The organism is Chitinophaga niastensis, from assembly GCF_003014755.1.
Lineage (GTDB): Bacteria > Bacteroidota > Bacteroidia > Chitinophagales > Chitinophagaceae > Chitinophaga > Chitinophaga niastensis.
This window is the reverse complement of the sequence record NZ_PYAW01000002.1, coordinates 571,522-594,154: the sequence shown is the minus strand read 5'-3', so window position 1 is coordinate 594,154 and position 22,633 is coordinate 571,522. Positions and strand designations below refer to the sequence as shown.

19 protein-coding genes are annotated in these 22,633 nt (G+C 43.0%); 5 read left to right on the top strand and 14 right to left on the bottom strand.

The window, feature by feature from the left end:
- The first annotated feature begins 53 nt into the window (after nucleotides 1–53).
- Entirely contained in the window at nucleotides 54–779 is a 726-nt protein-coding gene (locus CLV51_RS11035) for a hypothetical protein (protein ID WP_146151270.1), read from the top strand.
- On the opposite strand, the gene lipB is transcribed toward CLV51_RS11035, so the two are convergent.
- Nucleotides 754–1,479 (bottom strand): lipoyl(octanoyl) transferase LipB, encoded by a 726-nt coding sequence (gene lipB, locus CLV51_RS11030; RefSeq protein ID WP_106528087.1) that lies wholly within the window; start codon nucleotides 1,477–1,479, stop codon nucleotides 754–756. The two genes, CLV51_RS11035 and lipB, sit on opposite strands and share 26 nt — an antisense overlap.
- 151 nt (nucleotides 1,480–1,630) lie before the next feature.
- Here lipB and CLV51_RS11025 point away from each other — a divergent pair, with 151 nt between their 5' ends.
- Both CLV51_RS11025 and CLV51_RS11020 read left to right on the top strand, forming a co-directional pair.
- The gene (locus CLV51_RS11025) at nucleotides 1,631–2,701 is read left to right on the top strand and encodes an RluA family pseudouridine synthase (RefSeq protein ID WP_106528086.1); all 1,071 of its coding nucleotides are present in this window, start codon (nucleotides 1,631–1,633) and stop codon (nucleotides 2,699–2,701) included.
- 138 nt (nucleotides 2,702–2,839) lie between these two features.
- Nucleotides 2,840–4,519 (top strand): T9SS type B sorting domain-containing protein, encoded by a 1,680-nt coding sequence (locus CLV51_RS11020; protein ID WP_106528085.1) that lies wholly within the window; start codon nucleotides 2,840–2,842, stop codon nucleotides 4,517–4,519.
- On the opposite strand, the gene CLV51_RS11015 is transcribed toward CLV51_RS11020, so the two are convergent.
- From CLV51_RS11015 to CLV51_RS10975, 9 genes are all read right to left on the bottom strand, one after another.
- Nucleotides 4,520–5,470, bottom strand: coding sequence for a LolA-like protein (locus CLV51_RS11015; protein WP_106528084.1), 951 nt, complete (start codon nucleotides 5,468–5,470; stop codon nucleotides 4,520–4,522).
- A 158-nt stretch (nucleotides 5,471–5,628) separates the two neighbouring features.
- On the bottom strand, nucleotides 5,629–6,438 hold the full coding sequence (locus CLV51_RS11010) for an anti-sigma factor (protein ID WP_146151269.1): 810 nt from the start codon (nucleotides 6,436–6,438) through the stop codon (nucleotides 5,629–5,631).
- Between the two features lie 60 nt (nucleotides 6,439–6,498).
- A complete protein-coding gene (locus CLV51_RS11005; RefSeq protein ID WP_106528082.1) occupies nucleotides 6,499–7,047 on the bottom strand; it encodes an RNA polymerase sigma factor in 549 nt (182 codons plus the stop codon).
- 200 nt (nucleotides 7,048–7,247) lie between these two features.
- Nucleotides 7,248–8,069, bottom strand: a complete 822-nt coding sequence (locus tag CLV51_RS11000) for an anti-sigma factor (protein ID WP_146151268.1) — start codon at nucleotides 8,067–8,069, stop codon at nucleotides 7,248–7,250.
- Nucleotides 8,070–8,129: 60 nt separating this feature from the next.
- Nucleotides 8,130–8,681: an RNA polymerase sigma factor gene (locus CLV51_RS10995; protein WP_106528080.1), complete on the bottom strand. Its 552-nt coding sequence runs from the start codon at nucleotides 8,679–8,681 to the stop codon at nucleotides 8,130–8,132.
- 72 nt (nucleotides 8,682–8,753) lie between these two features.
- A complete protein-coding gene (gene def / locus CLV51_RS10990; RefSeq protein WP_106528079.1) occupies nucleotides 8,754–9,332 on the bottom strand; it encodes a peptide deformylase in 579 nt (192 codons plus the stop codon).
- A 102-nt stretch (nucleotides 9,333–9,434) separates the two neighbouring features.
- A complete protein-coding gene (ruvX, locus tag CLV51_RS10985; protein ID WP_106528078.1) occupies nucleotides 9,435–9,848 on the bottom strand; it encodes a Holliday junction resolvase RuvX in 414 nt (137 codons plus the stop codon).
- Nucleotides 9,849–9,866: 18 nt separating this feature from the next.
- The gene (locus CLV51_RS10980) at nucleotides 9,867–10,733 is read right to left on the bottom strand and encodes a UbiA-like polyprenyltransferase (RefSeq protein ID WP_106528077.1); all 867 of its coding nucleotides are present in this window, start codon (nucleotides 10,731–10,733) and stop codon (nucleotides 9,867–9,869) included.
- Between the two features lie 68 nt (nucleotides 10,734–10,801).
- Nucleotides 10,802–11,344 (bottom strand): RNA methyltransferase, encoded by a 543-nt coding sequence (locus tag CLV51_RS10975; protein WP_342748465.1) that lies wholly within the window; start codon nucleotides 11,342–11,344, stop codon nucleotides 10,802–10,804.
- Between the two features lie 46 nt (nucleotides 11,345–11,390).
- On the opposite strand from CLV51_RS10975, the gene mutS reads away from it, so the two are divergent.
- The gene (gene mutS, locus CLV51_RS10970; RefSeq protein ID WP_106528076.1) at nucleotides 11,391–14,000 is read left to right on the top strand and encodes a DNA mismatch repair protein MutS; all 2,610 of its coding nucleotides are present in this window, start codon (nucleotides 11,391–11,393) and stop codon (nucleotides 13,998–14,000) included.
- An 80-nt stretch (nucleotides 14,001–14,080) separates the two neighbouring features.
- On the opposite strand, the gene CLV51_RS10965 is transcribed toward mutS, so the two are convergent.
- The 4 genes from CLV51_RS10965 to CLV51_RS10950 all read right to left on the bottom strand — a co-directional run bounded on the left by CLV51_RS10965 (nucleotide 14,081) and on the right by CLV51_RS10950 (nucleotide 21,249).
- The gene (locus tag CLV51_RS10965; RefSeq protein ID WP_106528075.1) at nucleotides 14,081–15,661 is read right to left on the bottom strand and encodes a SusD/RagB family nutrient-binding outer membrane lipoprotein; all 1,581 of its coding nucleotides are present in this window, start codon (nucleotides 15,659–15,661) and stop codon (nucleotides 14,081–14,083) included.
- Nucleotides 15,662–15,698: 37 nt separating this feature from the next.
- Complete coding sequence (locus tag CLV51_RS10960; protein WP_106528074.1) at nucleotides 15,699–18,980, bottom strand: SusC/RagA family TonB-linked outer membrane protein; 3,282 nt, start codon at nucleotides 18,978–18,980, stop codon at nucleotides 15,699–15,701.
- A gap of 409 nt (nucleotides 18,981–19,389) precedes the next feature.
- The gene (locus CLV51_RS10955; RefSeq protein ID WP_106528073.1) at nucleotides 19,390–20,115 is read right to left on the bottom strand and encodes a hypothetical protein; all 726 of its coding nucleotides are present in this window, start codon (nucleotides 20,113–20,115) and stop codon (nucleotides 19,390–19,392) included.
- Nucleotides 20,116–20,229: 114 nt separating this feature from the next.
- Nucleotides 20,230–21,249 carry a LacI family DNA-binding transcriptional regulator gene (locus CLV51_RS10950; RefSeq protein ID WP_106528072.1) on the bottom strand — a complete coding sequence of 340 codons (1,020 nt, stop codon included), beginning with the start codon at nucleotides 21,247–21,249 and terminating at the stop codon, nucleotides 20,230–20,232.
- Nucleotides 21,250–21,563: 314 nt separating this feature from the next.
- Between CLV51_RS10950 and CLV51_RS10945 the strand changes: the two genes are divergently transcribed.
- Complete coding sequence (locus CLV51_RS10945) at nucleotides 21,564–22,439, top strand: AraC family transcriptional regulator (RefSeq protein ID WP_106528071.1); 876 nt, start codon at nucleotides 21,564–21,566, stop codon at nucleotides 22,437–22,439.
- The last annotated feature ends 194 nt before the right edge of the window (nucleotides 22,440–22,633 follow it).

Sequence of the window (22,633 nt, the reverse complement as noted above, 5' to 3'; positions counted from 1 at the left end):
ATTTGAACGGTAGTGTATTTTTGCCATCTTTAAGAGCTTACGGAATTATTAGTATGAAGCAGTTAGTGCGTATATCTTTCGTTATTGGAATATTTTTATTGACAGCATTTGCAGGAAAGGCACAGGACTTTATTCCTCCTGTATTGCCTAATTTTTCTGCATCCATTAAAACCGGTAAGATAGAGCTGGACTGGATCTCAGGCTTCACACAGGTGAAAGAGATGAGCATACAGCGATCACTTGACAGCGTGCTGAACTTTAATACAATAGGCTACGCTAACGCTCCCACAGATACCAGGAATAAGTACCTGGATAATAAGCCTTTACCCGGCTCCAACTATTACAGACTGTTCATCCTCTTTACCAACGGAAGATTTATGTACAGTAAAACAGTGCTGGCATTGTCTGACAGCAGTATCCATGCTGATCAGAAATTACAATATGCTGATATCAAAGATGCTGCAAAGGGATTGAGAAGCAAAGAACAGGAAAACAAGGAGCCGGAAAAAGTGATATGGCATCCGTCCAACTACATATACACCACTGCAGATGGTAATGTGAACATCAAGCTGCCGGAGGCATTACAAAAGAAGTACTCCGTAAAATTTTATGAAACCAACGGGGCTTTCCTTTTCGATATTGACCGGGTAAAAGCGCCTTTCCTCATCCTGGAAAAAGCCATCTTCCTGCACGCGGGTTGGTTCAACTTCGAAATCTTTGAAGATGGTAAGCTCAAGGAAAAATGGAATATGTTTATTCCGCTGAACTATAAGATGTAACTATCTCCGCATCAAACACAGCTGCAAAATGCTTGCTTAGCTTAGCTTTTACGTCTTCCATGTTTACTGCATGGCCTAGTTCCTTGTCCAAGGAAGCCACTTGTTTGTCGGCAATACCACAGGCAATGATATTATTAAAATAATCCAGGAGGGTATTTACATTCAGTGCAAAGCCATGCATGGTAACCCAGCGGCTGCAACGCACGCCCATGGCGCATATCTTACGGGCCTTTGTTTTATCGTGGGGGTCCAGCCATACGCCGGTTTCGCCCTGGGAACGATCGCCGGTAACTCCGTACTCCGCCAGTGTGCGAATGATTACTTCTTCCAGACAACGCAGGTATTTACCTATATCTGTAAAAAAATTCTCGAGATCTATAATGGCATAGCCCACCACTTGTCCGGGCCCGTGGAAAGTGATATCACCACCGCGATTGGTTGGAACAAATCCAATTCCGCGTGCTGCCAGTTCTTCTTCTGATACCAGCAGGTTTTCCATATGCCCGCTTTTACCGATCGTATACACCGGCGGATGCTCACAAAAAAGCAGGTAGTTGGTAGTGGGCTTGGGCCACTGGTCTGCCGCCTGTGATTTCAGCTGCACATTTTCTTTCAACAACTTTTCCTGGTAATCCCATGCTGCCTGGTAATCAATAATACCAAGATCATTTACGACAATCTGTTGCTTTACTTTTTCCATGATAAAATGCATTTCACGCAAAGGCGCAAAGAAGCAAAGACGCAAAGTTAGTTGAATATATGCTTATAAAGCATTCTGATGTGATCTTTGCACCTTTGCTTCTTTGCGCCTTTGCGTGAAATAAACTTTACCTTTGCAAAAATTTATATTAATGGCTGAAGAATTGCTGGAACTGGAAGATGAGCTGGAAAACGGTGATGGCAGCGAGGAATTATATGAAAAGATCAATATGGTGGTCGACAAAGGTCAGGAGCCCATTCGTATTGATAAATTCCTCACTAACCGGATTGAAGGCGCTACCCGCAATAAAATACAACAAGCCCTGGATGGTGAACTGGTGTTGGTTAACGACAAACCTGTTAAAGCCAATTACAAGATCAGGCCGCTGGACAGGATTGTAGTGTTTTCCAACAAGAATCCGGAGAATACCGATATCATCCCACAAGAGATACCGCTGAATATTGTATTTGAAGATGAGGATATCATGATCATCGACAAACCCGCCGGCCTGGTAGTACATCCTGGTTGTGGTAACCGCGATGGCACGCTGGTAAACGGTTTATCATGGTACCTGGGTGATAAAACACAGGCTACAGAACCGGTGATCCCACGTTTTGGACTGGTACACCGTATAGATAAAAATACCAGCGGATTGCTGGTGATAGCAAAGTCTGAAAAGGCGATGAGTGATCTGGCTAAACAATTCTTTGATCATACCGTGCATCGCCGTTATATAGCACTGGTATGGGGAGATTTTGAAGAAGATGAAGGCACCGTAGTAGCCCACGTAGGCCGCCACCAACGGTTACGTAAGATCATGGACGCCTATCCGGATGGTGAATATGGAAAAGAAGCCATTACACATTACCGTGTGCTGGAACGTTTCAACTATGTAACCATGGTGGAATGCAGACTGGAAACCGGTCGCACCCACCAGATCCGTGTACATATGCAACATATCGGACATTCCCTCTTTAACGATGAAACCTATGGTGGTAACCGTATTGTAAAGGGAACGATATATACAAAGTACAAACAGTTTGTGGAAAACTGTTTTAGTATCATGCCACGCCATGCCCTGCATGCGCAACAGCTGGGCTTTATACATCCACGCACCCGCGAACAGATGTATTTCGAAAGCGCTATGCCAGCCGATTTTACCGGTGTGCTGGAAAAGTGGAAACGATATATTGCAGCAAGACCGTTACAGGACGAAGAATAAAGAATTACGAATTACGAATTGGAAATTACGGATCAAAGCGATCTTCGCTTATAATCGTAATTCCCAATTCGTAATTCGTAATTATTATAAATAATCTACATGTTTTAGATTATCTTAGCGGCATTACCATCTTATTGCATGAGAAGCCTGTTCCTAAGCTCATCCCGACTTTTTTTCCTTTTGCCGGCTATATTGGTCTGCTGCCTGTTTTGCCATGCAGCAAGGGCTGGTAATGCGCGTGCAACGGCATTTACCACTTCTTCTACCTGTGTAAATGATACCATATTTTTTTCCATTACGATGCCTGCGGGTATAGATTCCGTAAAATGGTATTTTGGAGATCCATTGTCGGCTGATAAAGATTCTTCAAAAAACCGGTACCCCTATCACGTTTACCAGAACAATGGTACCTATAACGATACCCTGATAACCTGGCGTAATGGTGTAGCGGATACTACCATCCAACCCATCACCATTGTGTCACCGGTTATTTTTACCCTGGGGCCGCAGAATATTACTTTATGTGAAGGCGCTACCATGACATTGAATGCCCCGGTAATACCCGGTGCTACCTATTTGTGGCAGAACGGTTCTACCGGCAGCAGCATATTGGTAGATACCTCTGCCACCTATAAAGTGAAGATCAATGGTTGCTACATCCCTGATTCCGTCAATGTTTTTTATACACCTGTTCCTAAAATTGATCTGGGGAAAGATCTTATTTTATGCACCGGGGAAAATATCCAGTTGGATGCTACCGCACAAAACTGCACCTATATGTGGAGTACCGGCAACACGGAGCCTACACAGGAAGTAACCACAAGCGGCACTTATAAGGTAACTGTATTTCCGAAAGGGTGTGCAGCTATCAATGCACAGGTTACCATTACATTTACCGGACCTCCTTATCCGTTTTCATTAGGGCCGGATACATTGCTTTGCCCCGGTGAATCTATTACACTGGCACCCAATATACCGGAAGCCACTGCCTGGACCTGGAGTACAGGTTCTCATAGTCCATCTGTTACTGTTAACTATCAAACTAATCTTTGGGCATTAGTGGAAATCAACCATATCTGTAGTGTGGTAGATACTATCTTCATAAATTATAATCGTCTGCGCAAACTCAATCTGGGTAACGATACCAGCATATGTAAAGGAAATTTCCTGGTACTCACGGCTGATTTTGGCAATGGTGTTTACCGCTGGCAGGATGGATCAGATCAGGCTACCTATTACGTTACCAAACCGGGTTATTATTATGTGCATGCACAAATAGGGCGTTGTGAATCTATGGACACTATCCATGTAAATTTTGATGATACCCTGCGGGTAAACCTGGGACCGGATACGCTGCTGTGTAAAAATGAAGTGTATATTTTGCGCCCTACCGGCGCCGGTGGCGGCATCTACAAGTGGCAGGACAGTACCAGCATACCGTTATATACTGTAACGCAGCCGGGATTATATTCCATTATGGCCTATAACAGTTGTGGTAAAACAGCAGATTCTGTCATCGTAAAATATCATGATTGTGCCTGTGCATTATACTTCCCTACTGCGTTTACACCGAACGGAGACGGCAAAAATGATTACTTCCGGCCTATTTACCGATGTCCTATCTATCAGTATACGATGAGTATTTATAATCGTTGGGGAGAGCGGATCTTTTTCACCACTGATCCCCAGATAGGCTGGGCTGGCCGTGTTAATGGCAATCCGGTAGATATTGGTACCTATGTATGGATTGTAGATTACAAAGAAGTAAACACTCAGTTACCGGTGCATAAAACAGGCATGGTGACCGCGATTTACTAATTATTGTGCGGATGTAAAATTGTAAAATCTGGCGATAAAGACAGCCGTTTCCCGTTTTTTAAACGGTACATTCCAGGTGCCATTATACGTTACCAGTGCAGGGATGAGCAGTCCATCTATTTTGGTCATCTGCACATTCATCTTCACATTAAAATCAAATAACATTGTTTTATAGGAGAGGGCATATTTGCGGCCTACTATTTCAAAATTATCTTTGTTAAACCAGGTAATCAGTTCATCAATCACTACATCTGCCCTATCTATACGATTCAATCCAGGCTTGGATTTAGCGGTAAATACATAACATGGTGTTCCGTCTACATAATTTTCCGCAGTAATAGAAAAATCGTAATACCGGATAACATCATTATCGAAGATAGCCACTTTTTGTCCGACGATAGGTACGCCCCTGACAGGTTTCCCCGGATTAAAGATCAGTTGTTTCAGTTGTGCTTTGTGCCTGGCCATACTTCCACCGGAGGTTTCCGGTACCTCACCGGTACCGTCCACACAAACAGTTCCTTTCGTAAAGAACAGGTTGGCATATAATTCAGCTGTGTAGTAGTTGTAGTTTCCTTTACGGGTGTAGAAGTCGCCCGTTACTTTTTCATTGGCCACCTGCATGGTGTGGCATTTCCCCTTTACATCCTGGTGGGTTTGACTGTTGAGAGAAGCCTGTACCTGACCTTTTTTATCGAATACGCGGATATCATTATCTGCATTAAATCCGACGATATGGAGATTTTTAAATGCGCGATAGAAAGTAGTATCCTCTTCCACTCTTTTAATAAAACTATTAACGTCAAAGCCTATACGTTTTGCCGCTACAATTACTTCATCCAGATTAACAGTCATTCCTTTATACCGGGCTGTATCCTGTGCTGCAAGCTGATGCCATTGCAACACACAAATAACTACGGTACCGGCTATACTTTTCCAAAAATGTGACATATGGCGCAATTTAGGAAAAAAAGGTGTTAGCGAAATGCAAAAAAGCTATTGTATCAGGGATAAAAGCGAAAGGGAATATCCGCTAATATCTGCTGTACAATAGCTCTTTGTGTTATGCTCTCATCATACAATGAAAGCCTGACAATTAATACTTTTTATCAACCGGGTATTTTCCCAGCCACATACATCTGTTCCATTGTTGGAGACAGTGCACCACCTTTCTTCTCCAGGGTAACCGCAAACATTTGTGCTTTTCCGATGACTTTCATCTTCTGGAGCAGGCTTGCAGTATCACCCATTTCAAATACGCCCATATCAACTGGTTTGCCATCTACGATAGCCCACAGTTGGTATTGTTTGTCGGCGGCAGGTTCTGGTAGTTTGTTAACTTTCAGATATACCTGTTGGCTTTGCGGATTCCAGAACACGGTCGCTAATGCTTCAGGGAACGGTTTGGTACCAGGCAAAGGCACTTTCAATACATGCGGATCCTGGATGATTTCCATAGATTCCTGCATTTGCTCTAAGCGGGTTTTGTAAAGATTGCTCTTTGACAAAATAGAGTTTTGGGATACAAGCAAAGACTGGTATTTGTCTTTGTACTCCCGGAACTCTTTGTACCGGTTAAAGAAGACATAATTTAAAACGAGACTGCCGACCAGCAATACAGCTGCGGCAGTGGCAATCCATTTCCAGGATAGACTTTTGGTTTCTTGTTCTTGCATGGACACTACTTTTGGTTGCTGCAGGTTTTGGCCGGGCACAGGTGAGCCCTCCTGCAAATTGGGTTCATTATTGATTTTATTAAATAAACTTGCTTTAACATCCGTTGCCGGATTCAACCCCTGCATCCTGATATACTCTTCCATACTGTGGCGATAGGATTCTACCTCAGTTGCCACTGCCGGGAACTGTACTATAGCTGCTTCCAGCTCCCTTACCTCTTCTTCGGTAGCGATGCCAGCCATATACAGCTCAATAATCCCGGACGATATGAAATGTTGTGCGTCCACTATAATTATAAATATTTACTTGTTTAAAATAGTTCTTAATTGAATAATCGCATTACGCATCCTCGTTTTCACGGTACCCAAAGGGATGTCCAGTACCCGTGAAATTTCTTCCTGGGTGCAGCCTTTGTAATACGCCAGATCTATAAGGGTACGTTGTTCCTTTGTCAGCTTCTCCAGAATCCTGGAAAACCCCACGTAGTCTGTGGATTGGTGTACTGCTAATGGTCCGTTGATGGAATGTACGGCGTCGGTTATGTTTTGGATTTTCTGATCAAGTTTATGAGATTTTGATCTGAGAATATCTATCGCAGTATTGCGGGCAATATTCAGCATCCAGGTAAAAAGACGTCCTTTTCTTTCATCATAACTGTCGAGGTACCGCCATATCTTTAAAAAAACATCCTGCAATACATCTCCGGCTGAACTATTATCATTCAACACTTTCACGATCACACCATATAAAGCGGGTGAGTAATGATCATATAAGTAGCCAAAAACTTTCTGATCACGGGCTTTAAGGCCCTGCACCAGCTCAGCTTCAGTATATGTAGCAGTGTGTTCCAAAACAGATTGACTATGGTTTATTGGTATTTAGATTCAGATAGCGATTCATCACCTGACATTTGAGGATATGACCACAATGACATCGAATTTCACAATTAATGGTAACGGTTGTGTGCTTCTACAAATAGCTCAATAGGAAATATGTAATACCAATATACCGATTTCCAGTGATATACAAATTCTTAATTGTGTGCCACTTTCTACCTGGTTACTTTTGCGGACATGCAGATCTGGCTCATTGTGGGAGAAGTACTACCACCTTTCCGTTCCAGTGTTACGGCAAAACCCTGCGCAATAGCAATAGCTTTCATCTGCTGAAGTTTTTGGGATACCTCAGCTCCACCGTCAAACACACCGGCATCCACTAATTTTTTATTAACGATCGCCCACAGCTGAAACTGTTTACCAGCGGGAGGTACAGGCATAAGCTGTGCCAACAGGTAAACCACTTGTGTTTGGGGGTTCCAGCCTACGCTCACCGAATTACCTGTAAATGCACCAACACCGTCCATTTTCATCCATTTGAAAGCGGGGTCCGTCAACAGGTCCGGTTCTTTTGTTGGCTCTTTTATACTGGTAAGTGCATGCTGTTCTTTCTGTGCATCTAACTTTTCCTGGGCTGCTATCAGTGATCTGTAGCGGCTTTTGTAGTCGGTAGATCTATTGAAGAAAAAGAAGTTCATGATTACACTGCCAAACAACAGTGCCACAATAGCTGCGGTAGCATATTTCCATATGCGGTCTGTTGATTTTTTTGCAGCGGGTAATTTCTTCACCGGTGTTTCTTTTGCAGGTGTGGGTACGGGCGTACGTAATTCTTCCGGCAGCAGGTCGTTTCCTTCCTGCGTGTTTTCCTGTTGGATGATTTCCAGCAAGCGATCCTTTATTCCCGGAGGCGGAGGAGTAGCATACAGCATTACAAATTTTTCCTTATCGTGCTGCAGTGAGTTTACTGCGGCTTTGATTTCGGGGTAATGTAATACGGCCATTTCTATCTCTCCAAGCTCTGCTTCTGGCAACATACCAAATACATAGCTTTCAAGGATTCCGGATGATATGTAACGTTGTACATCCACTTTTTTTTACAATTGTTTTAAGAGCGTTCTCAATTGTATAATAGCATTGCGCATACGGGTTTTCACGGTACCCAACGGTATTTCGAGAGACCTGGCTATTTCTTCCTGGGTATGTCCCTTGAAGTAAGCCATATCAATAATGATTCGTTGATCTTTCTGGAGACGTTCTATCACCTTGGTTAATCCCAGGTGATCAACAGACAAGTGCACGGCCAACTGAGGTTCATACATCAGGGAAACACTTGTAACATCCTGCACCCTTTGATCCAGCTTGTGAGATTTGGAACGGAGACTATCTATCGCTGTGTTGCGCGTAATATTCAGCATCCAGGTGAATAATCGCCCTTTTACTGCATCATATCGATCTATATTGCGCCATATTTTAACGAAAACCTCCTGCAGTACATCTCCCGCAGCGGCTTCTTCCCCTACTACTTTCAGGGCAACACCATACAATGCCGGGGAATAATGATCATACAGATAAGTAAATACCTTTTCATCCCGGGCCTGCAGGCCTTGAACTAATTCTACTTCAGTGTATGTTAAGGTAGCTCCCAAGGTTGAGGATATGGATGTTCGGTTTTATGAATACCAAAATAACAGGTTTTCTTTACATTACAAAATTATTTCCTATTTAGGAAAAGTCATTTTATAATCTACCCGTATCTTTCCTTTCGTTATATCGTCGAGCTTACTTTTTAACATCCTACGTTTCAAAGGCTTAAGATGATCGATGAACAATTTTCCATCAATATGATCATATTCATGCAGGATCACCCTGGCAGTAACACCGGTAAATGTTCTTTGCTGTGGGGCAAAATTTTCGTCAACATAGCTAAGTGTAACGGTTTCTGCGCGGTTCACATCTTCCCGTACTTTGGGGATACTCAGGCATCCTTCGTTATATGACCAGTCTTTTCCACCGGTTTCCACTACCTGTGCATTAATAAATACCCCTTTAACGCCATTATCACCGGGATAATCGTTTTTTTCGTCTTCTTCCAGGTTGTCAATAATTTGTTCGCTATCAACCACAAACAAGCGGATGGCCTTATTCACCTGCGGAGCAGCAATACCCACACCATTGGAACCATACATCGTTTCCCACATGTTAGCGATCAACTCCTTCAGGTTAGGATATTCGGGGGTGATCTCTTCTGCTACTTTTCTTAACACCGGGTGCCCGTAAGCTACTATTGGCAAAATCATGTTCTATCTATTACTTGGTTTAATCCGCAAAGTTAGAGATTTTCGGATTTAGAGATTTAGATATTTTGTTTTAATAGCAGATATTCTGTCGAAACAAAATATTTACATCTTATTGCGGAGATATTCCTGCAGTATAATAGTTGCGCTGATTTCGTCCACCAGGGCTTTATTCCGCCTGTCCTTCTTCTTCAAGCCGCTGTCTATCATCGTTTGAAAAGCCATTTTAGAAGTAAAGCGTTCATCTACTTTTACAACCGGGATATCCGGGAAATTTTTTTTGATGATGCGGATACACTCTATTACCAGTGGTGTGGCGTCTGTAGCGTTACCATCCAGGTTTTTAGGCTCTCCTATGATGATTGTTTCCACCTGTTCGGCAGCAAAATATTTTTTCAGAAAAGGAATCAGTTCATGCGTAGCAACGGTGGTAAGACCACTGGCAATCAACTGCAAAGGATCTGTTACAGCCAGTCCTGTTCTTTTTTTTCCGTAATCTATTGCCATTAAGCGGGGCATGAATATGTTTATTTTTTGTTATTGAAAGAGGAACATGTCTGTGATGGCAAATACAGCAAATACCACGCTGGCAATGCCGTTGGTAGTCATAAACATGATATTTATTTTGCTGAGATCACCGGGTTTCACCAGCAGGTGCTGTGATACCAGCATGGCCACAAATACCGCTGCGCCAATCCAGAACACCCAGTGGAAATGCCCGGTTATACCAATAGTAACCACCAGTGCGGCTGTTATCACATGTAAAAGTTCAGAAAAACGTAAAGCCCCTGAAAGTCCCAGCCAGGCCGGAATAGAGTTCAGTTGTTGTGATTTATCGAAATCTTCATCCTGCAAAGAATAAATGATATCAAAACCAGATACCCAGCAAAGTACCAGGAAAGACATCAGTACCGGTAAAACGGCAAACTCACCGGTTACTGCCAGGTAAGCGCCAACAGGCGCTAATGACAACCCAATACCCAGTACCAGGTGGCACAAAGCCGTAAAACGTTTGGTATAGCTATATCCCAGCACCACCAGCAAAGCTACCGGCGACAGGAAAAAACAAATGCGGTTAATGAACCAGGTGGTAGCAACAAACAGTACTACGTTGGCGATGATAAAGAATAATGCATTTTGGGGAGAGATGATACCAGCGGGTATTTCTCTTTTGGCTGTACGCGGATTGAGTTTATCAATATCCACATCCAGCCAGCGGTTAAATGCCATGGCAGCACTGCGTGCAAACACCATACATAGAACTACCAAACCAAAAGTACTCCAGCTAAAACTGCCACCACCTTTAGTAGTAGCCATAAAAAAACCGGTCAGGGCAAAAGGCATGGCGAAGATGGTATGCGCAAACTTTACCAGCGAGAGATACTTATTAATTGTGGTGATCATATATTAAGATTTAGCTTTAGCGTTTGGCTTTTAGCTTTTAGCTTTTAGATAAAAAACATATTTAATAGCTAACGGCTAAAAGCTAACCGCTGTTTCACAAATATATCCCAAACCACAATACCCGTACTTACAGAAATATTAAGAGAATGTTTCATACCCAATTGCGGGATCTCTATGCATCCATCTGCTATTTTCATTACTTCCGCGTCTACCCCGCTCACCTCATTGCCAAAAACCAGCGCCAGTGGCTGATCTGCAGGAGGAACAAATACATCGAGCATATGACTGTTTACCGCCTGTTCTATGGTCATTACCTTATAACCATTGGCCTGTAGTTCTTTCACAGCATCCAGTGTAGTGGAAAAATATTGCCATTCCACGGATTCGGTAGCGCCCAATGCGGTTTTCTGAATATCGCGGTGCGGAGGTACCGGCGTATAGCCGCAAAGGATGATGCCCTGCAACAGAAAGGCATCTGCGGTACGGAATACCGAGCCCACGTTGTGCATGCTGCGGATATTATCGAGTACCAGTACTATAGGCGTTTTGTCGGCGGCCTTGAACTCAGCCACCGTTTTACGGCCCAGTTCATCCATGCTTAATTTTCTCATCAACTGCAAAGATAATAGGATGGGATGAGTTTTATATATTTGCGCCATGGCAAAAAGTAAAACGGAGGAAACTCCACTCATGCAACAACATAAGGCTATCAAGGATAAATACCCTGATGCCGTGCTATTGTTCAGGGTGGGCGACTTTTATGAAACGTTTAATGAGGATGCAGTAATAGCCTCCAGAGTACTGGGCATAGTATTAACTAAAAGGGCCAATGGCTCTGCCACCTATGTAGACCTGGCCGGATTTCCACACCATTCATTAGATACTTATCTGCATAAACTGGTAAAAGCCGGTTACCGCGTAGCGGTATGTGATCAGCTGGAAGATCCCAAAACAGTAAAAGGCATTGTAAAACGCGGTGTCACTGAAATGGTAACACCAGGTGTGGCTATCAATGATAAACTGCTGGAAAACTCCAGCAACAACTTTTTGGCGGCGGTACATTTTGGGGAAGATACCACCGGCGTATCTTTTCTCGATATTTCCACCGGAGAATTTTTTGTGGCCGAAGGCAGTATTGAATATGTGGATAAGCTGCTGCAAAGTTTCCGCCCGGCGGAAGTGGTGTTTGCCAAACAACAGCAGAAACACTTCAAAGCCACCTTTGGTACCCGCTTTTATACCTACACCATGGATGAGTGGATATTTACCACCACCTATGCGGAAGAAATACTGCTGAAACATTTTCAGACACACTCGCTGAAAGGCTTTGGTACAGAGGGTTTACCGTCTGCTATTATTGCAGCCGGCGCCACCCTGCATTACCTCAAGGATACCGAACATCCGCACCTGCAGCATATTACACGCATGCAGCGCATTAGTCAGGATGATTTCCTCTGGATGGATCGCTTTACAGTACGTAACCTGGAACTGCTGAACAGCAGCGTGGAAAACGGGCACACCCTCCTGAAAGTGCTGGATAATACTATTACCCCTATGGGTGCACGCCTGCTGAAACGCTGGATGGTATTTCCTTTGCGCGATATCGCCTCCATCAATGAAAGACTGGATACGGTAGAATTTTTCATTAAAGAAACAGATCTCGCCAAATCACTCGTACATCATCTGAAACAAACCGGTGATCTCGAAAGACTGGTATCAAAAATACCGTTACGGAAAATCAATCCGCGTGAAGTGATGCAGCTGGCACGTTCCCTGCAACAGGTACAGGCAGTACAGGCACTCCTTGCCGGTACTGACAGCGACTACCTGTTACGACTAAACGAAAAACTGGATCCCTGTACACCCTTGCTGGACCGCATCCTGAATGAAATCATGGAAAACCCGCCAGTACTGGTAAATAAGGGTAGCGTGATAAAAGAAGGCGTCAACGCAGAACTGGATGACCTGCGGAATATTGCTACCAAAGGCAAAGACTACCTGTTACAGATACAACAAAAAGAAGCAGAAGCCACCGGCATCCCTTCGTTAAAGATCGCTTTCAACAACGTTTTCGGGTACTACCTGGAAGTAACCAACACGCATAAAAATAAAGTACCGGAACGCTGGCTCCGTAAACAAACACTGGCCAACGCAGAACGTTACATCACGCCGGAGCTGAAAGAATATGAAGAGAAAATTGTAGGGGCGGAAGATAAGATACAGGTGCTGGAAACCAGGTTGTTTGATGAACTGGTAATGGCGCTGCAATCATTTATTCAACCGGTACAGGAAGATGCGCAGGTATTTGCACGGATAGATTGTTTACTTTGTTTTGCACACAATGCGGTACAATTCAAATACCGCAGACCATTGATCACAGCAGGTTTTGATCTGCTGATCAAAGAAGGCCGGCATCCGGTTATTGAAAGAGGGTTACCTCCCGGTGAAACTTATGTAGCCAATGATTTGCAGCTGGACAAAGAATCGCAGCAGATCATTATTCTTACAGGTCCCAACATGAGTGGTAAATCGGCTCTGTTGCGACAAACAGCACTGATTACACTGATGTCGCATATGGGTAGTTTTGTGCCTGCCAGCAGTGCGGAAATTGGCCTGACAGACAAGATATTTACCCGTGTAGGTGCCTCTGATAACCTGAGTGGTGGCGAATCTACCTTTATGGTGGAAATGAATGAAACCGCCAGTATTATCAATAGTATTACACCGCGTAGTTTGGTTATACTGGATGAAATAGGCCGGGGTACCAGCACTTACGATGGTATCTCCATCGCGTGGAGTATTGTGGAGTACCTGCATGATATGACGCCACACCGACCTAAAACATTATTTGCCACGCACTATCATGAGCTGAATGAGCTGGAAAATAAACATGGGCGTGTGAAAAATTTCCATATCACCAATATGGAATCGGGTAATAAAATCATTTTCCTGCGTAAACTGGCGCCGGGTGGAAGTCGCCACAGCTTTGGTATTCACGTGGCCCGTATGGCAGGCATGCCACCGGAGCTGATTAACCGTGCCAATGAAGTACTGTCAAATCTCGAAGAAAAACATATTGATGCCCCGTTGCAGGAAAATATAAAAAAGATCAGCACGCCTACGCAACAATTACAGCTCAATATTTTTGATGCACACAGCGATACCTTTAAGCAGATCAGAGAGAAACTGGATCTGGTGGATATAAACCGGTTAACGCCGGTAGAAGCGCTGCTGAAGCTAAGTGAGATCAAGAATATGATAGGATAATCTCTTTAAAATAAGACAATAAAAAACGTCCCGGATAATCCGGGACGTTTTTTATTGTAACAAAGACTAACTGATAACGCTTAACGAACGTTCCAGAAAATTTTAATATCGCTCTTATCTTTCGCAGCTACTTTAGCATAGTTGTTTGGATTGTACACCTGCTCTGTAGATGGATACAGCAAACGCTGAGGCGGTGTAGCAGCGCCGGAAGTAGGAGCTGTAGCGAAAGGCAGCACAGGGTAACCTGTACGTCTTATCTCAGTCCAGGCTTCTCCGGCCTGCAGGATGAAGAAGTTCATCCATTTCTGTGTCCAGATCTTAGCCAGTTTTTGCTGGGTAGTACCGGTATAGGCAATCGCTGGTTTCGCAATAAAATTGCTGATGTCTGTACCAGAAGGAGTGGGCAAAGCAGGCCAGCTTCCAGAGCGCAATATAACAGATTGGTTGAGGCCATAGTAAAAACCAACAGACTGGGTAATACCATTTTCGTAATCTGCCTGTGGAGTTCCTGTATTCCATCTTTCACCTGCTTCTGCTTTCAGGAAACTAACTTCTGAAGCGGTAAATATTACACCTGGTACGTTATAGTTATAGAAGAACGTAGCAGAATCGTAAGTAGCGTAACCACCTCCATCATAGGCAGAAGTAGTACCATTGGCCGGAAACCCTTTCATGCCCATAGTTTTACCTTTATCCCAGTACACTTCCGTACGCGGATCGCTGTTGGCTACCATCATGGTATCCAGCATGAATGCCGGTGCAAAAGGGCTACCCGTTAAAGCGTCCAGGATATCGCTTTTCAGCGCAGTAGGGCTCATCTGAATCAGTACGTTTTGTGCGTTGGCACTGATCAGCGGGTATTGGGCCGGGTTATTCAGCATGTTGGTCACCTCAGATTTTGCATTAGCTTCCTTTACGAAGGAAGTACGCATTAATAAGCGCAGACGCAATGAATTGGTATAACGTCTCCATGCAGCCAGGTCACCTTTCAGCATGATATCTGCTTTAGTGAGACTAGCCTGGGTTTCCGCTGCGAGTTGAGCTGATTGAAAATAAGTATTCAGGTTATTCAGTCCCGCAATGAGGGTATCGTAAATAGCACCTGCATCATCAAAAGCAGCAGCAGTAGGAGTACGATCGGCAGAATTAAGAGCACCTGCCTGACCGAAAGGAATATCTCCCCAGAGATCTACCATCTGGCTGGCTTGATCAAACAGGATCACCTTTGCGCAGTTCATGTATACCTGCTGGTCTGCCCGTTGTGCGGGTGTCAGTTTTGAAAAGGTATTCTGCATTTCCCTGAAGTTAGCCATGATACCAGGGCCAACATAGTTCAGGTCATTGTCGCCACTTTTTGAGCCGGCATAAAAATCTACCCAGCGGTTCTCTGTATAAGTCAGAGAAGGCACGTACATTTTATTGCTGGGTGACAGCGCAGTTGTTTGTGAAAAAGTAGCAGTGGTAGGCAGTATAAAAGTAGCGTAATCCCAATAAGAAGGGCGTATACGCTTGTTTATAAACATACCGCTGAGCAACTTGCTCATAGATCCGGTAGTAGTTAATTCCGGGTTTGCATAATCATCCGCAATCTGTTTCTTACAGGCGCTGAAAGAAGCAACGAGTAAGATAAGAAGTGAGGTATTTATTAAAAGACGTTTCATTATAATCTGTTAAGTTCGTTTACAAATCAGTATCCTACTAAAAACGGGCACGCAAGCTTGCACCCAGGCTTCTTGTTGGTCCAACAGTACCACCATCAATACCCTGACTCAACCAGGAGGAACCTACTGCTACTTCCGGATCCAAGCCTTTTGGTAAAGTTTTCCAGATGTAGAACAGGTTTCTTCCGATCAGCGACAACTGAAGACCCTGGAAATGCAGTTTTTCAGTGATGCTCTTAGGCATGTTGTAAGTAAGTGTTACTTCACGCAGCTTAACATAACTGTTTTTAAATACTGCATTTTCGTACAAACCATTATTTTCCCAATCGTACTGACTCATATAGTGCTGAGCAGCAGTAATTACTTTCTCATTTGGTTTGCCATCAGCAGTTACACCTGGCAGGATTACCCCATCATGGTGTGCACCATTTGGATTAGCAACAAGATTTCCGTTTGCATAGTCAATCGCATCGTAAGCAATACCACCGTGCGCTGCATCTCTGTATTGCAGGGTACTGTTAAACATACCTGCACCGATCTGGTAGTAGTAAGGAATAGATACCAGGTTACCACCTAAACGGTAGTCCAGTGTAAGATCCAGTGTAAAGTTTTTATAGCTTACAGAGTTAGACCAGCCACCTACTACTTTAGGCATAATGTTTCCTGCATACTCGTATGCTCCTGTATTTGTAGTATACAAACCATCCTTACCCACCAGGTAATTACCATTGGCATCCTTGTCACGTGGGTGTACGTAGATATTACCTAATGGATCACCTACCTGGGAACGGATCAATAAATAACCGCCATCATAGCCAGGCATGGTTAAAGTAGTCTGACCAGCTGCCAGCGCAGTCAACTTGTTCCTGTTCACTGCAAAGTTAAAGCGGGTAGTCCAACGGAAATCTTTTGTAGTAATAGGAGTAGCGTTGATAGCAGCTTCGTATCCATAGTTACTCAGGTCACCAGCATTCATTAACTGAGAGGTCGCACCGGTAGAAGCCGGAAGACTCATTGTCAGAATCTGGTTCGTCACCTTGTTGTTATAATAACTGAAATCTACACCGATCTTGTTTTTAAACAACCTGGTTTCAAAACCAAATTCCATTTCCCTTTTCTTCTCAGATCTCAACTGTTCATTACCAAACTCTGTAGGGTTACTCTGCTGATATGGAACGTTGTTTTTGCTCAACGTAACGAGATACGGATTGTATGCCACATTCGACTGATACAGGTTGGGGTGGTTACCTACCAGACCATAAGAAGCTCTTACCTTCGCATAGTCAATGAAAGCAGGCAGTTTTGCTACTTCGGAAAGTATAAAACCTGCATTCACTGAAGGATAGAAATATTTGTTACTGGCTACCGGTAAGGTAGAAGTAGATTCATAACGACCGGTTCCTTCCAGGAACAGGAAGCCTTTATAGCTCAGATTCAGCATACCGAAACCAGCCACGTCAATCTGTTCTGCACGCACGCCGGTAGCATATAACGCACTGGCGGAGTTCATTAAACTGAACCAGTTTTCGTCTATTAAACCGTCTTTTGTCTGGGTAAACTGATTCTTGTATTTCTGCTTACGACCAGTAACACCACCCGTTACAGAAAGGTCAAGATCTTTGGTTATTTTAGGATTATATATCAATAACGCATCTCCGTACACAACACTGTTGTTCCTGGTATTTAAAGAGTATTGACCCGTATACCCTATAGCAGCAGGCTGCGTATTATGTTGCATATCGGAAGTAGTAACGTTGGTGAAATCACCACCTACTCTACCTCTGAAGCGCAGGCTATTCAGCAGGCTCACATTCAGCGTAGCACTGTTGATGAAGCGATTCTGTGTTTCATCATAACTGTTACGCAGGTTATTCCACAAATAGTCCATCAGGTTGGTTGCCCTGAACTTATAAGTCATTTTTTCACCCTGATCATATGAGTTGTTAGTAGCTGTTACATATTTGTAACCGTTGGAAGTCTGGTACTTGTTAAAGAAAGTATTCATATCGTCAAAGCGGCTGAAGAAGCCATCAAATGAACCAAATATGTTACTCATTACATTCGCGCGGTTATGTACGAAACTGTTGTTGTAAGTAGAAACGAGATCCACACTTACTTTTTCGCTCAGCTTCAGTGTACCGTTGAAGTTGAAGTTATTTTTATACAGGTTACTTCCGGGCATGATGCTCTTATAATCAACGCGATTATAAGAAAAACGGAAGCTACCTTTATCGCTTGCATTTGAAATTGCTACGTTGGCAGCAGAGTTATAACCACTCTGGAAGAAATCCTTGTAATTATTTTTTTGTGCCACATACTTGCGGGTAGTACCATCCCAGTATTTAACATCACGGCCATCGAACTTAGGGCCAAACTGGTCATACGCCCTGTAGTAAGGGCGCATGGAGCCATCAGCATTTTTTATCCAGCCATCTGAATCTGCACCAACCAGTAAATTTGTTGCTGCATCATAGCCTGGGCCGTACTCATTTTGGTAATCAGGTTGAGAAGCCAGTTTTTCCTGGTTGAAAGTGTAGTTCACATCCACACCTAAACCTCTGCCTTTAGTACCTTTCTTGGTAGTAATTACTACCACACCATTTGTTGCTTCAGAGCCATACAGCGCAGAAGCACTGGCGCCCTTCAGGATGGTCAGTGATTCAATGTCTTCCGGGTTGATATCCAGTGCACCATTACCCTCAATTCTTGAGTTGCTGGTACCGAAACTACCGGAGGTTAAATCGTTGAAGTTCCTCAGTGGCACACCATCCACTACATAGAGTGGCTGCGTGCTCAAACCGATAGAGGATACACCTCTTACCTGCACTGAAACAGCACTTCCAGCACCACCCGGAGCAGCAACGATTTTTACACCGGCTGCTTTACCATATAAAGCGGAGGCGAAGTTGGTGCTTCCGCTTTCGGTAAGTTCCTTAGAGCTGACAGTACTTACAGAGTAACCCAGTGCTTTGGCTTCTCTCTTAATACCCATGGCGGTTACCACCACTTCATTCAGATTCTTGTTGTCTTCTTTTAATACGATGTTTAATGCAGACTGTCCATTTACAGCTACTTCCTGGTTGATAAATCCGATGTAGGAAAAAACGAGTGTAGCACCTGATGCTACATGGATCTTAAACGATCCGTCGGCGCCGGTTGTCGCGCCATTTGCAGCGTTTTTCTCTTTTACTGTAACGCCTGGTAAAAGCGTTCCCTTTTCATCTTTTACGGCTCCCGTAACAGCTTTCTTATCCTGCGCCCATGCAGTAATACAGCAGCATAAGAAAAGCAACGTGGTGAGAAGAAGTGATCTTCGCATAGCTTCCTTTTGGTTTAAATTATGACAAGTGAATCAGACACATAAGCATAAAAAACGGCATAAAAAACCCGATACCATTGTAGTCCTGCATTGCACAGGACTACTACTGGTGATTACGTGGTTTCCGTTCTCTGAAAATTTAAAATGGAACTCCTCCCATTGGCATCATTGTTTCTCTTCGTGGCTACAGGCCAGTAGTAAAACGTTTTAGCACATTAAAATAAAAAAAAACCGAACTACCACTTCACTATTCAATTTCACACACGCGGTTTTTAAACTATTTTAATAATGATTTCAAACTTAGGGATAATTCTGAGAAGTGCAAAAAAGATTTAACAATTTTTTTATTTATCGTTAACAGCTCGTTAAGAATGGTAAAATACTATCTCCTACAATGAAAATAGCATCATTATTGGTTCAAAGCTTCGGTTATTTCGATGGCTGCAGCTTCATCAAAAGCGCCATTATAGGTTTCGAGGAATTTTTTTGCAGCTGCTAATGCCTTGGAATCGTTTCCCAGTGCAGATATGAAGCTTTTCTTCTTTAATGAAATTTTTACCGGCACACCATCTTTCACCAGATAATAGGTATACTCTTTTTTATATTCGTCGTACTTTTTCCCTGTTTGCACCATGCCTTTATCTTCATAATTAGCCCGCATAAAAAGGACTTTGGCATCTTTTACCAATGTATATTTTCCTGCTGCCAATCGTTGCAGGAATTTATTTGCATCCTCCATTTTCACGCGTACAAAATATTGTATGGTATCTCCCTGCTGAAAATGAAACGCCTGGACATGCTGCGTTTCCGGAGCAAAAGCCTTATTGTCGCCGCTTTTAATGATCAACATGTTCTTATCCAGATCAAAATTAGCAGGGTATGTAACTGAATGTTTAACCGGTTTGTTGTCCATAGAATCAAGCCACATATTGCTCCAACCGGCATATAAGTAAGGAGTCCCCACTGTATTTCCGGGTGCGCCAAATCCATTGGTGATAAAGTAAGATCTGCTGGTACTAAAGCTTTCCAGCGCATTTTCCATCTGTATTTTCTGGTTAACTTCTGTAGCTTGCTGTGCAAATAAAGTGTTTACTACTAAAACTACAGCAACGGGGAGCAGCATGAATTTTTTCATAAGTAAAGCGTTGCTACGAATATAAGCAATAGCTCTTAGCTGTTAGACATTAGCTTTTAGCCTTACCCGAAAGGCTTCTACTAAAAGCTAATGGCTAACAGCTAAAAGCTATATTCAGGCGAGTTTGGAAGACTCCCTGATGATCAGTTCGGGAGGCAAAACTATTTGTTGTGGTACGTCAGAAGGCTGATTTAATTCTTTCATCAGTACTTCCACAATCTTTTTCCCTATTTCTCCGATGGGTTGGGATACACAGGTGATAGAAGGGCTGTGGAGGCGGAACAGATCATGGTCATCAAAACCTACTAAACCTATTTCCTTGCCTATTTGCCATCCCAGGGAGCGGATGCTTTCAATACCATAAATGCCAAGGTAGTTGGTGGCAAAGAAAACTGCATCCAGGCCTTTTACGGAGGTGAGGAATTTTTTTATTTCGTTGTTGAATTTTTCTCTGTCGAGTTCAAAAGGGAGGCGCTTCACCAATGTTTTACTGAATGGCACCTGGTGATCTTTGAGTGCGGCGATGTAGCCATCCAGCCTGTCTTTCATCTGGGTTTGATCAGAAGCGATAGTGACGATGGCTATTTTTTTATATCCCTGCTTAACCAGGTGACTGGTAGCATCATAAGCACCTTTGAAGTTATCCAACACCACATAATGACTGTTTACATGCGGGAAGTAGCGGTCCATCAGTACAATGGGCTTGGCAGCGGTTTCCAGCAGTTCTATTTCTTTATCCAGGTTTTTGGTAGGCGTGATGATGTAACCATCTACCTGTCTGTATTTGAGTACTTCCAGCAAACCTTTGGCTTTCTCCGTATTATCTTCCGTGCTGCCGTACAATACTTTATATCCGTATTTATCGGCTTCGTCTTCCACTACTTTAGCAAGACTGGCGAAGAAGTTATTGGCAATATCTTCTACAATGAGACCAATAGTTTTGGTTTTGCCGGTGCGTAGCCCACGGGCCAGCTGGTTAGGTTTGTATTTCAGGCGGGCTGCAATTTTTTGAATTTTTTTGCTCACCTGATCACTGATCCTTTTTTCTTTTGCTTTACCGTTGAGTACAAAAGAGACAGTTGTAGGAGATACCCCTGCCTGTTTTGCAATATCTTTAATAGAGATCCCTTTCATAGAAAAAAAATGCTATATCGATTTAGCCCAGCGTAAATTACAAAATGAAGTTGGAAATTACGTTGTTGGTTTAATTTTTCCAAGTAACTACCTAAAACTTATTAACGGCAGGACGCTCCATTTTGTATCACATTAAAAGGTTATTTTGCAGATAATGATATTTTTTTAACCAATTTTTTATAATTTGGCAACATTCATAGGACAATGGTAGTACTGATGACCTACCAATATAGGGTCCCATAAAGGGAAATAATGGCAATGGTAATAAAGTATAGGACTGTTACAGTAAAATAGTTGCTTAAATTAATACATGAATGAAACCCATCCTTATTAAAGTTGGGGCTTTTGCCGATAACCAGATCACCATCATAGAGAGATGTGATCCATATTTCAACACACCATTTCACTTTCATGCAGAGTGTGAACTGGTTTACGTTACCGAAAGCCACGGGAAGAGAATTGTAGGGGATAGCATCGAGAGCTTTGAAGAAGGCGATATGGTGTTTCTGGGACCACATATACCACATGTGTGGTACAATGAGGAGGAATACTACAAAGGAGATGATAGCCTGAAAGCAAAATCTGTTGTGATCTATTTTCCGAAAGATATTTTTGGCGAGAAGTTTTACGGCTTACCCGAAACCAAAGCATTGAGTGAACTTTTTCATCGCGCCCAGCGCGGGATGAAGATTACAGGCGCTACTCATGAGAAGCTGAAACCGGAAATTTTATCTCTTCCCAGAAAAGAAGGGCTGGACAGAATTATCTCCCTGCTCAACATCTTAAAAACATTATCTGAAACACGTGATTGCTATTACCTGGCCAGCACAGGGTATTCGCACGCCTATAATGTAAAGGATAACCATAAAATAGATGAAGTTTTCAAATATGTAATGAATAACTTCTCCAAGGAAATATCCCTGCAAGACGTAGCCAGCATCACTAACCTGTCGCCACAATCCTTTTGCCGCTTCTTTAAAAACCGCACCAAAAAGTCATTTGTACAATTCCTGAATGAAGTGCGGATAGGTCATGCTTGTAAACGCCTGACCGAAGAAGACTGGTCTATCGCTGAAATAGCCTACTCCTGCGGGTTTAAAAACCTTTCTAACTTTAACCGGTTTTTCAAGGAAATTGTAGGCAAAACACCGAAAGAGTATAAAAACGAATTGAGATTGAAAGAAGCGTAATAACAAAACATAATATGTGCCGCAGGTGCATATTATGTTTTGCTCCGATATACTGCGCTTACAGTTCATGCTGTGCCACTAAAATGTTATACCACAGCACATTTCAGGTTTTACGATTTAGCATGTTTTTCAAAAATCTCAACGGCAAAAAGTCCGGTAATCTCAAATATTCTCCTTACTTTCATTTTTAGTAA